At 55.7% G+C, this 16,024-nt stretch carries 12 protein-coding genes; 8 read left to right on the forward strand and 4 right to left on the reverse strand.

Annotation, left to right across the window (positions count from 1 at the left end; genetic code table 11):
• Positions 1–22: 22 nt before the first annotated feature.
• From PCI15_RS16385 to trmH, 4 genes are all read right to left on the reverse strand, one after another.
• Positions 23–1,126, reverse strand: coding sequence for a hypothetical protein (locus PCI15_RS16385; protein ID WP_271271004.1), 1,104 nt, complete (start codon positions 1,124–1,126; stop codon positions 23–25).
• 119 nt (positions 1,127–1,245) lie between these two features.
• A complete protein-coding gene (locus tag PCI15_RS16390; protein WP_271271005.1) occupies positions 1,246–2,592 on the reverse strand; it encodes a hypothetical protein in 1,347 nt (448 codons plus the stop codon).
• A gap of 100 nt (positions 2,593–2,692) precedes the next feature.
• On the reverse strand, positions 2,693–4,528 hold the full coding sequence (locus PCI15_RS16395; RefSeq protein WP_271271006.1) for an SPOR domain-containing protein: 1,836 nt from the start codon (positions 4,526–4,528) through the stop codon (positions 2,693–2,695).
• A gap of 360 nt (positions 4,529–4,888) precedes the next feature.
• The gene (gene trmH / locus PCI15_RS16400; protein ID WP_271271007.1) at positions 4,889–5,587 is read right to left on the reverse strand and encodes a tRNA (guanosine(18)-2'-O)-methyltransferase TrmH; all 699 of its coding nucleotides are present in this window, start codon (positions 5,585–5,587) and stop codon (positions 4,889–4,891) included.
• Positions 5,588–5,756: 169 nt separating this feature from the next.
• On the opposite strand from trmH, the gene PCI15_RS16405 reads away from it, so the two are divergent.
• From PCI15_RS16405 to PCI15_RS16440, 8 genes are all read left to right on the forward strand, one after another.
• Positions 5,757–6,623, forward strand: a complete 867-nt coding sequence (locus tag PCI15_RS16405) for a prephenate dehydratase (RefSeq protein ID WP_271271008.1) — start codon at positions 5,757–5,759, stop codon at positions 6,621–6,623.
• 130 nt (positions 6,624–6,753) lie between these two features.
• The gene (locus PCI15_RS16410) at positions 6,754–7,497 is read left to right on the forward strand and encodes a MipA/OmpV family protein (RefSeq protein WP_271271009.1); all 744 of its coding nucleotides are present in this window, start codon (positions 6,754–6,756) and stop codon (positions 7,495–7,497) included.
• 130 nt (positions 7,498–7,627) lie between these two features.
• Entirely contained in the window at positions 7,628–8,308 is a 681-nt protein-coding gene (locus PCI15_RS16415) for a response regulator transcription factor (protein ID WP_271271010.1), read from the forward strand.
• Positions 8,309–8,314: 6 nt separating this feature from the next.
• The gene (locus PCI15_RS16420) at positions 8,315–9,538 is read left to right on the forward strand and encodes a sensor histidine kinase (protein ID WP_271274638.1); all 1,224 of its coding nucleotides are present in this window, start codon (positions 8,315–8,317) and stop codon (positions 9,536–9,538) included.
• 61 nt (positions 9,539–9,599) lie between these two features.
• On the forward strand, positions 9,600–10,982 hold the full coding sequence (locus PCI15_RS16425; protein WP_271271011.1) for a TolC family protein: 1,383 nt from the start codon (positions 9,600–9,602) through the stop codon (positions 10,980–10,982).
• A gap of 2 nt (positions 10,983–10,984) precedes the next feature.
• Entirely contained in the window at positions 10,985–12,172 is a 1,188-nt protein-coding gene (locus PCI15_RS16430) for an efflux RND transporter periplasmic adaptor subunit (RefSeq protein ID WP_271271012.1), read from the forward strand.
• Positions 12,169–15,351 (forward strand): efflux RND transporter permease subunit, encoded by a 3,183-nt coding sequence (locus tag PCI15_RS16435; protein WP_271271013.1) that lies wholly within the window; start codon positions 12,169–12,171, stop codon positions 15,349–15,351. Before PCI15_RS16430 ends, PCI15_RS16435 begins: the two co-directional genes overlap by 4 nt.
• Positions 15,348–16,022, forward strand: a complete 675-nt coding sequence (locus tag PCI15_RS16440) for a response regulator transcription factor (protein ID WP_271271014.1) — start codon at positions 15,348–15,350, stop codon at positions 16,020–16,022. Before PCI15_RS16435 ends, PCI15_RS16440 begins: the two co-directional genes overlap by 4 nt.
• The last annotated feature ends 2 nt before the right edge of the window (positions 16,023–16,024 follow it).

Genomic DNA, 16,024 nt, shown 5'->3' on the forward strand with positions numbered 1-16,024 from the left:
TATCATTATCTGCAGGACTGAATTACGAATCTGCCGGTTGATAAATATCCTGCAGTACCGATACCTGGCGAATCCAGCCACCTTCGGCCACATCAGCCGGCAGCTGCGCCTGCATACCACGCTTTGCTTCACCGTAAGTGCCGAACTGATGCCGGTAAAGCACAACATACACAGGCCCCAGCACCGTCACACTGCGATAATAATCAACCTGCCCCTGCAAACCGGTATCCCGCAGAAAACCGTTCAGCGACGGCTCGTCCTTAAACTGTGCCAATTGCAGCACAAACTTATCCTTCGGCTGGCTGAACAGCCAGTCACGGTTTTTCAGCCCCGCGACATTATCAAACGCGGCAGATGCCGGCTGGCCAGCAGCCGTTGGCCCGTAAAGGTTCAGCAGTCGCTCGGAAATGGCGGTATATAAAACGCCGGCCTTATCATGCCCTGCTACCTTGCTGCGCTGGGCGTACTCAAGCGCCCGGGGAAGGTCTGCTTCAACCTGCTCACCGTTGAAATAAATCGCAGCCAGGTTATACAGTGCATCCGGGTTTTCCTGCAACGCCGCCTTCTGATACCAGCTCAGGCTGGCCGCATGATCCTTGCCCGCCAACAGAATCGCCAGCGTTACCTGCGCATCCTGATGACCGGACCGGGCAGCCAGACGCAACCAGCGCTCCCCAAGATTAAGGTCCTGTTTAACACCACTGCCTTTCAGCAGCATCTGCCCCAGCTTAAACTGGCTCTCGGGCATATTTTCAGCGGCTGCCTGACGATAATAGCCCACTGCCTGCGGCAAATTCTGTTCAACTCCGCGGCCATATTCATAGGCAATGCCCAGATAATACGCGGCCGGTGCATACCCCGCAGCCACCGACTGAGTCAGCAACTCAACTGATTTAACCTGATCGCCTTTACGGCCCAGACTTTCGCCATAAATACGGCCCATGGCAAACAGACCCTGTGCATCACCGGCATCCGCCAAGCGGGCACAGATGGTGTTTGCTGCGACATAATCTTCATGTTCCAGACGGTCCAGACAGGCAGGCCCCCGGGGATCGTGATTCGCCAGCGCCGACGCTGAACCGGTGGCCAGCAACACACACAGCAAAACAGATTTGTTAGCAAACATCACTTTCTCCCTCACCGCTAACTGCGGCTGAATCCCTGTCCGTCAAACCGGAATTTTCTCTGAATTAATACAGTTACACACTGCCTGAAATACCTGTGTTCTGATCAGCACTGCCCTGATCAGCTCTCACCGTCCGGGGCAACATAATCCGCCTGCAGAGTAGAAAAACGCCGGTACCAGACCCCCTTCTGAACGCCTTCAGCCAGCACCTGCCGGGCGATTTCCTTGGACCGGGTTACCGTTTCGTAATTGCGGTGATAGAGCAATACGTAAACCAGTCCGGCCCGGGTACGGGCGCGGTAATAATCAACCTGATTCTGCAAGTCATATTTTTCGATATACCGGCCAACCGCTGCTTTATCAGTAATCTGTGCCAGCTGCATCACAATGTGCTGATCCGGCTGCTGCATCAGCCATGCTTTATCACGGAAGTTAGCAGCAACAGTTTTTTCACCGGCGACGTTTACCCTGGCCGCCTTATCGGCTTTCGGCTTTCTGAGCTGAACAACCACCTCTGACGCAGGTGTTTTTTCAATTTTAACAGGCTTAACTGCCGGTTTTTCAGCGGGTTTACTTTCAGGCTTAACAACCGCCGGTTGCAGTTTCTTAACCGGTTGTTTTATATCGGGGGCCAGCAATCCGGCGGTAACCAGATCAGGCGCTGCCTGAGCGGAAGAAGTGCCACCAACAGACCCCGGTTCAGCCACCACCGAACGGGTCTCGGCCAGACGTTCCTCAATTTCTTCCACCAGACGTTTACTGCTCAGTCGTCCAAGGCTCAGGCTCTGCCGGGATAAGCGCAGGGCTTTGGCCAGATCAACCTGTTCACCCAGCCGGCCTTCGGCATAAATATCTGCAAGCTGATACAGCGCAAAAGCATTATTCTGTTCGGCAGCCTGCTGGTACCAGTGAAGCGCCTGCTTATCACCGGCTGTCGCCTGCAGAATCGCCAGAGTTACCTGGGCATTGGGATCACCGCCAATGGCTGACTTTTCCAGCCAGTCCTGAGCCTGCTGGTAATTCGCCGTGACACCATCCCCTTTCAGCAACATCACCCCGGCTTTCAGCTGACTTTCTGTATGGCCAGCCTCAGCACCGCGAAGGTACCAGTTAAATGCGTCAGGGAGACTTTGCTCAACCACTTCGCCGCTTTCATATAACGCTGCCAGGTTATAGCAGGCCGGGCCATAATCCGCCTCTGCGGCTATCTTGAGCCATGTCAGCGCCTGGCTGACATCTGCGCTGGCCCCCCCCAGCCCCCGGGCGTACAGATTAGACATAACAAAGCTGGCGATTGCACCGCCGTCATCCGCCAGGGGTTTGCAGGCTGTATATGCGCTGGCATACCGGCCGTCGGTATACAGTTGCTGACACTTTTCTTCAGCACTGTCGGCAGCATACACTGCAGCACTGCCTGCAACCGCCAGCGCTGCCATCAGAAAATTGTAAAACCGCTGTTTAATCATCTCGTTACCCTGCACGGCCGTCATCGACGACAGATTAAATTCTAGAGCTCAGAAAGCGATATACGATACCTGTGTAGTACTCAGAACGCACATTTTTTTTCTAATTATCAGAGGGTAACGATCCGGGAGTCCGGTACAGTTTCTGCAAAGTGCTGTACTGCCTGACCCAGTGACTGCGGCGCGCCTTACGGGGCAGCTCGTCCAGTGCTTTCTTAGCAGCAGCAACGGTTTCAAACTCACCGTACACCAGCACATAGAAAAGACCGGCGTCCCGCTGGGTGCGGTAGAAATGCCAGCCATCCACATCCGTCAGCCCCACCCGGCGGATATATTTTTCCATGCCTTCTTTATATTCACCGTTGGTCAGCTGGATAACGTAACGACCGGAAGGCTGCTGCATCAGCCAGTTATCCGCTTCCATCCCGTAAGGGCCGGGTTCTTTCTCCAGCACCGGAGGGACCGGATTCACGACAGAAACTGCAGGCTCACTTTCGGTTAACGATACGGCTGCAGCCGGCTCAGCCTCTGAGGCGTCTGATTCCGACGGGGTCGCCGTCACAGTCACTTCATCCACCGCCGGTTCAGGCAAGGTTACCTTTGTGGCGCTGGCCGCCGGCGGCTGTGATTCGGTGACCTGAGAAATGGCGTCGGCATCTATCTGCACTGAGGCCAGCGTCAGTGTTTCATCTGCGACATCAGTATTCGTCTTAACAGCAGACGTTTCACCGGTGACCGTCTGCTCGAGTATTTCACTGCGCAGCGGTTCTTTATCCGCAGCAGCGATAATATCTGTTCGGGGATCAGACACTGATGTTTCAGACACAGTCAACGCTGCGGCCTGAGCCTGCGCAACCGATGTATCCGGCTGCGCCTCTGCCGGCGTTGTTCCGTCCGGAACAGTAACGACAAAATTATTCTCCGCCGACGGTACCGGCGCAGTCGGAGTAAGTGCTTTATCCGGTTCGGGGGAGCTGTCTGTAGCCGCCACAGCCTCAGCCGCTGCCGGCTGTACTTCAGGCTTAGTTTCAGGAGCCGTTTCGGCGATGAGGCCCTGAACCTCCGCCTTAACCTCCGGCGACATCTCAGCCAGAATCTGTTCACGTAATGACTTGGCTGAATAATTACCCGCGTTTATGGCCTCATCCACCAGCATCAGCGCTTTTGTTAAATCACGGGAAACACCCTGACCGCTGAAATACACCAGCGCCAGATTCTGTTTGGCAGACACATTGCCCTGATCAGCAGAACGCTGGTACCAGCGAACACTGTCCTGAGGATCAATTTCCGCCAGCATGACCCCTAAAGCCATCTGGGCGTTATGGTTGCCACCTTCCGCGGACTTCCGAATCCAGTGCTGTGCCTGAACTCGGTCGGCTTTAACGCCGCGGCCTTCAAAAAACAGCGTTCCCAAACGCAACTGCGCATCCGGCAACCCCTGAGCGGCCGCACGTTTATACCAGGCATACGCCTGCTGGAGATTCTGTTTAACGCCATAGCCGCCTTCATACATAGCACCTAAGCTACGCTGGGCTTTCGCGTGATGGGCCTGAGCGGCCTGTGTATACCAACGGACAGCCTGCTGGTTATCCTGCTCCACACCCTGACCTAGCTGGTACGCCAGTGCCAGCCGGTAGGACGCTTCAGCGTGACCATTCTCAGCAGCAATCTTGTCCCAGAAAATGCCCCGCTGATCGCCCGCGGCACTGCCTTTCTGGTAATAGATTGTTGCCAGAATAAATGCCGCCCGGGCATCATTCTGTTCAGCCAGCCCCTGGCATGACTGCTGAGCGGCCACTAAATCCCGCTCAGAATATGACTGGTAACAATCAGCTTGTTGCGCCGCTTCCAGCGACAAAGGCAGTCCACACACCAATGGAATCATCCAGGAGGAAGACGGCTTAAACATCCGTTGTATAGCAACTTTAATAGCAGCCATTGATCATTTCCGTATTACTGTTCAGTTTTTATCATCAGTGATGATAACCGGTACAACCAAAATGAAAGCTTAAGGCATGATTATCAGCCCGGCTGATAGTATATCCCTACCTCAAAAATCATCATCCGGGAACTGTTGCAGATAACCGACATAAAAAGTCGGTGTACCGATTATTCATCAATCACTTAGCACAGCACCGGACATCAGAACGGATAATACCACAAGAGGTAAATAGAAGGTGAATGGCGGTTAACGGCATATGACCAAATAGTCATCAGGCCGGCGTAAAAGCACAAAAAAACGGCTCCGCAACAGATACACACTCTGACAAACATTGCCGGAGAAGCCCGTCCTGGATTGTTACCACTGACGCAACGGCGCCTGACCCAGGCGAACCTGCTCATACCAGCCGGCAGGATCAAGCAACTCAAAAGCGTCATTTACCGGCGGGTATTCCAACCCGTTGCTATGGCAATATTTCGCCAGATCCGGATAGCCCCAGGCAAACAGGGTATCGTTAAATACGTCAGCGGCAATCCGGCGCTGATCATACATGCCAGCTTGCAAACGCTGATTCTGCGCTTCAATAAGAATAATGCCTGCTGCGGTGGAAACGTTCAGCGAAGCCACCATGCCCATCATCGGGATCAGAATATGCTCATCGGCCAGTGCTGCGGCTTCATCACTGACCCCGTCTTTCTCAGAGCCCATCAGAAATGCACAGGGTTGCGTGTAATCCAGGCTGCGGTAATCAACAGCCCGGTCTGAAAAATGTGCGGCATATACCTGCATACCCCGGGCTTTTACAGAACTGATCGCCGCTTCACAGTCAGTATATACATGGTTTTTTACCCAGCGGTCACTGCCCTGGGTGGTGCCGCGAAAACGGTACCCTTCCTTAGGTTCCACACTGTGAATCTCACCGATACCCACCGCATCCGCCGTACGGACCAGAGCGGCGGTGTTTCGGGCTTTATGCACCTGATCGGTAATCAGCGTCATATCCGGCTGACGGCGATTCAGCGTAGCAATTAATTTGTCGCGACGTTCAGGGGTCATATCCGTTCCCATAGCAAAGACCAGTCACCGGCCGGCAATAGTCACACCGGCTGAAATGGCGCACATAATAGCAAAATTACCGGCATGCCCGCGGCAAACTGTGCCATAATTGGCGCCCTTATTTTTACAAGATACATTTTTCCAAACACACCAGAAACGGAATCCCCCAATGTCGCAACTGCCGAACATCATTGCCTATCAGGGCGTCGAAGGCGCCTATTCACATCTGTCCTGCCGCCATGTTTATCCGAACATGACTGCCAGGGCCTGTGGCTCTTTTGTGGATGCAATGTTTATGGTCGAGCGCGGCGAAGCAAAACTGGCGATGATTCCGATGGAAAACTCCACCGCCGGCCGCGTAGAAGAGATTTACCGTTTGATGCCCAAAACCCAGCTGCATATTATCGGCGAACACTATGAGCCGGTGAATCACTGCCTGCTGGGCCTGAAAGGCACCGACATCAGCCAGCTGAAAACCATCTCTTCTCACCCACAGGCGCTGGCCCAGTGTCACGACAACATCCGTCACCTGGGGCTGGAAGAAATAGCCGGGCTGGACACTGCCGGTTCCGCATTTGAACTGTCGCAGAACCCGGAACCGACCCACGCTTCAATCGCCTCAAGCCTGGCCGCTGAACTGTATAATCTGGATGTGCTGCAGGAAAACTTTCAGGACGTTGACGGTAACACCACCCGTTTCCTGATCCTGTCCAAAGAACAGGGCATGCCGGCTCTGGAAACTGAAAAAACCTACATCACCTCACTGATGTTCACCGTACGGAATATTCCTGCGGCGCTGTATAAAGCCCTTGGCGGCTTCGCCACCAACGGCATCAACATGGTGAAACTGGAAAGCTACATGGGTAGCGGCGCCACTAAAGGCACCAGCTTCCATCTGGATGTGGAAGGTCATCCGGATGAACGCTTTATGCGCTACGCCCTGCAGGAACTGGACTTCTTCACCAAGGAAGTCCGTAATCTGGGCACCTACGAAGCCCATCCGTTCCGTGCTGAAAACCGGCCGCTGCCGGAATAACAACCACCGCTACCCGGTAACTGAACATCCAGCCTCCTGAACAGGGGGCTTTTTTATGCCCGCTCTTCACCGGCTTTTGACATCCGCCTCACTAGGCTGTGCCAAAACACAGTCAACTGAGGACAATCAGATGCGCAAAACCATGTTGCTACTTCCACTGCTGGGGGTAGCTGCTGCCGGTGTGCAGGCAGAGGAAAATGAATCCAGCTTTGCTCTGGGAATCGGCGTTGCCAGTGAAGACAGCATTTATAAAGGTGTTGGCACCGAAACGGAAGCGCTTCCCTTTTTCAGCTACGAAAACGGCAGCTTTTACATTCAGGGCCCGGAAGCCGGATATTACATCATCGATAATGATGACTTTAAAATCGGCGCACTGGCCCGTTACCGGACTGATGGCTACAAGGCCAGCGACAGCTCGGACCTGAAAGGTATGGACGAACGTAAAGGCGCCTTCGAACTGGGTATTACCGCCTCATACGACACCGACTACGGTGAATGGTCTGCCACCTTTGCTGCTGATGCCAGCAGCGAGCACGAAGGCAATGAAATCGAACTGGGCTGGGAAAAAAGCTTTCCCGTATCTGCCAAATGGTCGGTCACCCCGGAAGCATCGGTCAGCTACCGCAGCGATGATCTGAACAACTATTACTACGGCGTCAAAGCCAGCGAAGCCACCGTAAACCGTGCCGCTTATACCGCTGATGCAGATACAGTGTACGAGATTGGTATCAGTGCGATGTATCAGATTGATCAGCAGCAAATGATCCGGGTGGGCGCCAGCTACACCAGTTACGGCGATGAAATTGCTGACAGCAGCATCGTTGAAGACGACAAGAGCACCAGCGTAAGCCTGCTGTACATGTACCGCTTTTAAAATACAGATCAAGTCAATTTCCCTGACGATATTGCCCGCCTCCGCGGGCTTTTTTATGATTGCCTTTACCCCCGGTTCACATTTTCCGGGCCATAATTAAGGACGTTAACTTTCCCAGCGGATAATCACCATGCGTGTACTGATAGTAGAGGATAATCAGGATCTGGCAGCCAATCTGACCGACTATCTGGAACTGAAAAACTGTATAACAGACTGGGCCGGCAATGGCCGGCAGGCACTGAACCTGACCGAACACGCCACTTACGATGTCATCGTGCTGGATATCATGATGCCGGTACTCAATGGTCTGGAAGTATGCCGTCAGTTGCGTGAACAGCACCGGCAAATACCGATCCTCTTCCTGACCGCCAGAGACACACTGGATGACAAAATTGAAGGCTTTTCCGTCGGCGGGGATGACTACCTTGTTAAGCCCTTCGCCATGGAAGAACTCTATCTGCGGCTGGACGCACTCTGTAAGCGCCGCCCCCGGCAACAGGCCGACTGCCTGCAGGTCGCCGACCTGATCATGGACCTCACCAGCCAGGAAGTCACCCGGGCAGGCAAGCCGTTAAAACTCAACCGCTCCTGCCTGAAACTGTTACAGCACCTGATGCAGCGATCCCCGGACGTAGTCAGCCGGGAAGCCCTGAGCCGCACCCTGTGGGGCAACGATGTGCCGGATCAGGACGTTCTGCGCAGCCACCTTTACCATCTGCGCACCGCCATTGATAAACCCTTCAGTACCCAGCTACTCCACACCGTCTACGGTGTGGGTTTTCGCCTCTCTGATACGGCACCGGAAAAATAACCCGTGATGATAAAAAGCCTTAAAACCCGCATGATTCTGGCCTTTTCCGGCTTCAGTATTTTGCTGGCACTGTTTTACTGGGGCCTGCTGGCCTTATTCCTGCTGTTTTCTGAGGATACGATTTTTAATCAGCAAGTGGGAATCGAGCTGAAACGACAACAGACCTACTACCTGCAGCGGGGTAAGTTTGATCAACTCCCCACCGGGATGAGCATCTACCTGGGTGAGGAAATCAACAGCCACCCGGACGCAGACACAATCATCCGCATGCCCCCCGGCATTGATGAACTCGAAGAGCTGAACCTGCATGTGGCCAACACTACCTTTCAGTCAAAGCCTCTGTACATTGTATATAACGTCAGAAATCAGGACATTGATCATGACAGCCTGAACTGGTTTAACCAGATAGGATTGATTGTCTTTATGATCGTCTCCATTACCGGAGCCGGCGTCGGCATTCTGATGGGCCGCCGGACAGCCCGGCCAATACTGCGCCTGGACGAACGGATTCAGGGGCTGGAAAAAAATGCACAGTTCGGCGAAACAGCCAGCTTCGGGCCCGACGAAATCGGCCGTCTGGCTCACTCCTTTGCGGAAGCTTATGACCGCAGTCAGCAGTTTTTAATCCGCGAAAAACGCTTTACCCGAGAAGTATCCCACGAACTGCGCACCCCCACCGCTGTCATTCGCGGTGCTCTGGATATTCTGGAAGTTCAGCCGGATAACCCTGCCGCCCTGCAGCGGATACGCCGGGCCAATAATAAAACCCAGCAGCTGATCGAAACCTTCCTGTTACTGGGCCGGGAAGAAAATCTCAGCCTGTCCGATGAGTTTCTGGACAGCGAATACGTCTGCACTATGCTGGCCGAACAACACCAGAAAAACACCTCGGTGCCCATCAGCTTTGAACAGACAGAAGACCCGCAACTGCAGATTCTGCCCCCCCTGTTTATGGTGCTGCTCAACAACCTGCTGGAAAACGCCATTCGCCACACCACTGAAGGTGAGATCCGTATCAGCCTGAATAAACAACAGCTGACCGTCGCCGACACCGGCAGCGGCTTCCCGCCGGACATGCTGCCACAGCTTGGTCAGGCGTATCTGGAAGGCAGCAGTGGGCAGGGGCTGGGATTATCCATCGTGGTAAGAATCTGCCAGCAATTCGGCTGGTCAGTCAAAGTGGATTCCGAAACAGGCAACGGCAGCCGGGTACATATACTGTTTTCTTAACCACTTTTTGAAACACTGGCGCGTATAACTGTGACATCTGAAACAAACCGACTGAAACCTGATGTCCAGACACACAAATACTCACCGCGCCGGTGTTCTCCTGACCACACTGGTTCTGTCAGCCTGCAGCAGCCTGCAGCCTTCTCAGGATGAGCGTACCGCGCAGGCACTGGCGGTACCTGCCCAGTGGCAGGAAAACAGCCCCACCCCGCAACAACCGCTGACCAGCCAACTGCTTGATCTGATCGGTGATCCCGGTCTCGGGACGCTGATCAGACAAACGCTGGCGGCTAATTATGACCTGCGCCAGACCGCCCTCCGCTTACAGGAACAGCGGCTGGTGAGCCATAAAGAGGCAGGCGCAACACTGCCGGAGCTGAACCTCAACCTGAACTCAGACCGTAAAAAAGACGCCGCCACCAGCCATGCCCTGTCGCTGGACCTGAGCTGGGAAGCCGACGTCTGGGGCCGGCTGGCCGACCGCAGCCAGGCAGCCGATGCCACCACTGAATCTCTCGAACTGGACTATCGCGCCGCCAGAGACTCACTGGCTGCCCGCACCATTCAGGGCTGGCTGGATATTCAGATGCGTGCCCGGATCATTAACGCCGAAAGCCAGTGGCTGAACAGCCTGGAAGATACCGAAGGCGTCATTCAGGAGCGTTTTCTTAGCGGCCTCGACGGCAGCAACTCGCTGGCGGACCTTGAAGCTGCCCGGGCGAATGCCGCACTGACCCGTGCCAGCCTGGCTGCCCGGCAGCAAAATCAGGCGAATGCATGGCGTCAGCTGGCTGCACTGCAGGGCACCGCCGGCACCGACAAACTGGTCGCCACACTGCCCCTGTCGGCGACAATCCCGTCCGTCAGCAATCCCCCTGCCCGCTTACCCGCTGACGTCCTGGCAAACCGGCCGGACCTGCAGGCAGCCCTGCTAAGTATTGACGCTGCTGATGCACTGGCCCGCGCCAGTCACAAGCAACTGTTACCCAGCTTTAACCTCACCGCCAGCCTGAGCAATTCAGCCGGAAACCTGGGTGATCTGCTATCAGGCTCCACCGCCTGGAGCCTGCTTGGCCAGCTTACCGCTCCGCTGTTTAATGCGGGCCGCCTGAAAGCAGATGCAGAAATCGCTGACCTGCAGGCAGAACGCAGTTACCTCAGCTACCAGCAGGCCCTGCTCACTGCCGTTAATGAAGTGGAAACCGCGCTGGGACAGGAAACCTCACTGGCCGAACAGCAAACCCAGCTGCAGGCAGCGGTACAGCACTCTGAAGCCAGCCTTGAGCACTATCAGGCCCGCTACCGCAGCGGTCTGAATGACATTCTGGATCTGCTGACCGCCCAGCAAAACGCCTTTAACAACCGCATCCGGCTTCTTGAGATTCAACAGGCCCGGCTGACCAACCGCATTACGCTGGGGCTGGCACTGGGCATGGGAGTATAATCATGACACTGAAACAACACCGCAAAACCATTTTATATACGGTCCTCGCGTTTATCACCGTGCCCACCGCACTCGTCTACACCAACTATGCCGTCAGCAATCAGCCGGAGCCGGTACGTCAGGAACAGGCTGTTCCGGCCCCACGGGTGACGGTTCTGCCGGTCACGGCTACCACCTACCGAAGTCAGATTCAGGCATTCGGAGAAGTGCAGGCCACCGATCAGATCAGTCTGAAAACCGAAGTCAGTGGCAGAGTGATCTGGCGCAACCCGGCATTTGTTGCCGGCGGGCTGATACCAAAAGACGCAGAGCTTATCCGCATCGACCCCACCGGCTATAAGGCCCGGCTGGCCAGCGCCCGGCAAACACTGGCGGAAGCCAGACTGGCACTGCAGCAGGAACAGCGGCAAAAAGAACAGGCGCTGCAGGACTGGAAACGGGCCGGTATCAGCGAAAAACCCAGCCCTCTGTTGCTGCGTGAACCGCAGCTTACCGCGGCCAGTGCCCGTCACAGCGCGGCCCAGGCGGCTGTGAGTGAAGCCCGCCGTAATCTGGCCCAAACCCGGATCAAGGCCCCGGCCGACAGCCTGATTACCGAACGGCTGACCGCCACGGGCAGCTACCTTAATCAGGGAGATACCGTTGCCAACCTGCAAACCAGCAACCAGGCGGAGGTCCGTGTGGCACTGTCCGCCAGCCAGTGGCAGCAGTTACCTGCTGATCCCCGGGGGGAAGCCGTCGAACTGTTCAGCCGTGACCTGCCCGGCGCTCGCTGGCAGGGAAAAATCGAACGGTTATCCAATAACATCAATGCAACAACCCGGTTACGGAGCCTGACCATCAGCGTCGAACAGCCACTCAGCCAGCAACAGCCACTGCTGTTCGGCAGCTTTGTTCAGGCTCAGCTCGAAGGACAGGCAACCCCGGACCTGTTTGCATTGCCCGCCACCGCACTGACCGCCGACGGTTACCTCTGGTACGTCACCGGCAACACCCTTGAACGGGCCGCCCGCCCGGTGCTGTTCAGTCACGGCGACACCCTTTACGTCAGCAGAGGCAACCTGCCGGAACAGATCAGCCTGGTGCGTAAACCGGTATCCGGCTATCTGGCCGGAATGAAAGTACAGGCTGTTGGCGGCGAATCCATCACCCGCACACTGGCCTCAGTCAGCGGGGAGAGCCAGCCATGAATACCTCCGTTTCCTCCAACCAAGGCTGGGTTGCCTGGTTCACCCGTAACCCGGTGGCCGCCAACCTGCTGATGATATTTATTCTGGTGATCGGCAGCCTCACCGCCATGAATTTGCGGGTGGAAGACTTCCCTTCACTGCCCCCCAACAGCATCAGTGTCACCGTCAGCTACGACAGCGGTTCCGCCCTGACCAGCGAAGAAGGGGTGACCATCAAACTGGAAGAAGCCCTTAACGGCGTGCCGGGCATTAAACAGATCTCCGGCACCTCCGATGGCAGCGGCAGCTCGCTGACCATTGAACAGACCAGCGGCTATAATCTCGACATCCTGTATCAGGACGTCAAAAACCGCATAGACAGCATCACCACCCTGCCGGATCAGGCCGAGAAACCTGTGGTCAGCCGCCAGCTGGATGTTGAAGACGCACTCAGTGTGCATCTGTACGGCAGCGCCGATCAGCAGACCCTGCAAGATACCGCCAAACGCCTGCGGGATCAGCTGCTTGCCAATCCGGTCATTGAAGAAGTGGTTACCAAGGGCCGGCAAACCCCGGAAATCACCATTCAGGCAGATGAACAGTTACTGCAATCCATGGGGCTAAGTCTGGATGACATTGCCACCCGGATCGCTGCGGCCTCAGTAACTGAATCCGGCGGCGAGCTCTACAGTGAAAACGGCACCCTGATCGTCAAAGCCGATCAGCCCAAATACTTCCAGCGCGAGTTTGCCAGTATCCTGATCAGCGAAACCCGCGACGGCCAGCGGATCACCCTCGGAGACGTCGCCCGGGTCTACGACAGCTACGCCCAGTCCGGCATTATCGCCCGTTATAACAGCCAGCCGGCGGTTGAGCTGGCAGTACAGATGTACGGCGGCTCAGATATCATGCAGATATCTGAAAACGTTAAAACAGAAGTGGCAGCATTTCAGTCACAACTGCCGGCCAATGTTCAGACCAGCGTCTGGAACGACAGCAGCGTCTACATCACCGAACGGCTGGGGCTGCTGCTGAACAACAGCCTGATGGGCATTGCTCTGGTCATGCTAATGCTCTCCCTGTTACTGAACGTGCGAGTGGCATTCTGGGTCGGGGCCGGCCTGCCGGTCATTTTTGCCGGCGCCATGCTGCTGCTCGGACCAAACTTCTACAACCTGAGCCTCAACGAAATCACCACCTTTGGCTTTATCATCGCGCTGGGAATTGTGGTGGATGACGCCGTCGTGGTGGGCGAAAGCATCTACGCCGAACGGGAACGGCACGGTGCCAGTATCGAATCCACCATACGCGGTGCGCAGCGGGTAACCGTCCCGACCGTATTCGGCGTGCTGACCACGGTCGCCGCCTTTATGGCCCTGTCACTGGTGGAAGGCCGCCTCGGGAAAATCTTTGCCATGTTTGCCTACGCCGCGGCGTTCTGCCTGATCTTCTCCCTGATTGAATCCAAGCTGATTCTGCCCGCGCACCTGGCCAATCTGCGAATGCATTCATCCGGCAGTAACAACCCGCTGGCCAGAGGCTGGCGCTGGTTACAGGGCAAGATCAGTCAGGGGCTGAACTACTGGATCAGGCACCTGTACCGGCCGTTTATTCATCAGGCGCTGAAACTGCGCTACGCCACCCTGCTGCTGGCCGTTACTGTACTTATTATGGTCACCGGCATGGTACTCTCCGGCCAGATTCGCTCCGTCTTCTTCCCGGATATTCCCGAGAATACCATTCAGGTCTCCCTGACACTGGAAGACGAAGCCGGCTACGGGCTGGTGCAGTCACAGGCACTGGAAATTGAACAGGCCGGCCAGCAAATCAGCCGCCAGTTACAGGATGAATTCAGTCTGGACTTAGCGCCGATACAAAGCCTTTCGCTGCTGACCACCGACACCGGCGCCACCCTGACGGCAGAACTGAGCCCTCTCAGCGGCCGCCCCTTCGGTACCAACCTGATCGCCGAACGCTGGGAAGCGGCAACCCCTGCTCTTGAAGCGGTACGGAGGCTTCGCTTCATTACCGACCATGAAGACGAAGCCGACATCAGCATTGACCTGCGTGCAACAGACTCTGCCACCCTGCAAACCGCCAGCCGTAAAGTGCAACAGGCACTGAGTGACTATGCAGGCGTTTCCGGGGTACAGAACAGTATGAAAGCCGGCCAGCCACAGATCGACCTGCAACTGCGCCCGGAAGGTCAGGCAATGGGGCTGACCACCGCTATGCTGGCACAGCAAATCCAGCAAGCCTATCAGGGCTATGAAGTACAACGCATTCAGCGTGGCAAAGACGAAGTGAAAGTAAGGGTTCGCTATCCTGACGAACAGCGCCGCAGCGCGGATGACCTCAACCGTGCGCATATCCGTACGCCCGACGGTCAGGCGGTGCCGTTGCAGGCCGTGGCGGATATTTCCTCCGGATATGTGGCCCGGGAAATCGAGCGTATCGACCGCAGCCGGGTCGCCGTCATCACCGCCGACCTGAATAAACAGGTCGCCGATGCTAACGACATTCTCGCCGCACTGGAAAGCGAACTGTTTCAGCAGTTACGGCTGGATAACCCCGGACTGAGTATCGTCCTCAGCGGCGAAGCACAGGAAGAAGCGGAATCCACCGGCTCGCTGGTCATCGCATTTGCAGTCGCCCTGCTGGCCATTTACGCCCTGCTGGCCATTCCGCTGAAGTCCTATACCCAGCCTCTGCTGATCATGACCGCCATTCCCTTCGGCATCATAGGTGCGTTGCTGGGCCTCTGGTTACACGGCTTATCCCTGAGTATTCTGGCCATGTTCGGCATACTTGCGCTGTCCGGTGTGGTGGTCAACGACAGCCTGTTACTCATCAGCCGCTTTAACGAAAACCGAAATCTGGGCAAAGGGGTAAAGCTGGCCATGGTAGACGCCTGCTGCAGCCGGATGCGGGCCATCATTCTGACCTCTGTAACCACCTACGTAGGTCTGGTTCCTCTAATACTGGATACCTCAGAAAGTGCACAGATTCTGATTCCGGCCGCCGTTGCCATGGGCTATGGCATTCTGTTTGCTACCATGATTACGCTGATACTGATTCCGGCGCTGGTGATGATCAGTGAAGATTTTCGTTTCAGTAAGAGCGGTAAAAACAAGGCTGCGCAGACATCGCCAACACAGCCTCAGATTGCGGAGACTAAGATTGCGGAGACAAGCCTATGACACTCAGCACTTTGCTGGTTGAAGATGATCAGGACCTTGCAGACTCCATCTGTGAATACCTGCGTCTGAAGTCAATCAGCGTCGACCATGCGAACAATGGCCCTGACGGTCTGAAGCTGGCCAGCAAAAATCAGTACGATGTACTGCTGCTGGACCTGATGCTGCCAGGGCTGGATGGCCTCAGCCTGTGCCGGGAACTGCGCAGCCAGGGCATCAAAACACCGGTCCTGATGCTCACCGCCCGGGATACTCTGGACGATAAAGTGGCCGGTTTCACCGCCGGCAGTGATGACTATCTCGTCAAGCCCTTCGCACTGGAAGAACTGACAGTACGGGTGCTGTCACTGGCCAGATGGCACAGCGGACAGGTACGTACTCTGCAGGTGGGAGACCTCCGGCTGGATCTGGATAATCAGCAAGTCTGGCGGCAACAACATCCCCTGAAAATCTCACCCACCGGCTATATCCTGCTGGAAATTCTGATGCGTGCCAGCCCGGCAATTATCACCCGGGAAACACTGGAACAGGCAATCTGGTCCGATGAACCGCCAGACAGTAACGCCCTGAAAGTCCACCTGTATCACCTGCGTAAACAGGTCGATAAGCCTTTCAGCCAGCCGCTGATCCATACCCTGCCGGGAAAAGGCTATGTGCTGAAACAAAGCTCATAATA

Source organism: Aliamphritea hakodatensis, from assembly GCF_024347195.1.
In the GTDB taxonomy this organism is placed as follows: domain Bacteria; phylum Pseudomonadota; class Gammaproteobacteria; order Pseudomonadales; family Balneatricaceae; genus Amphritea; species Amphritea hakodatensis.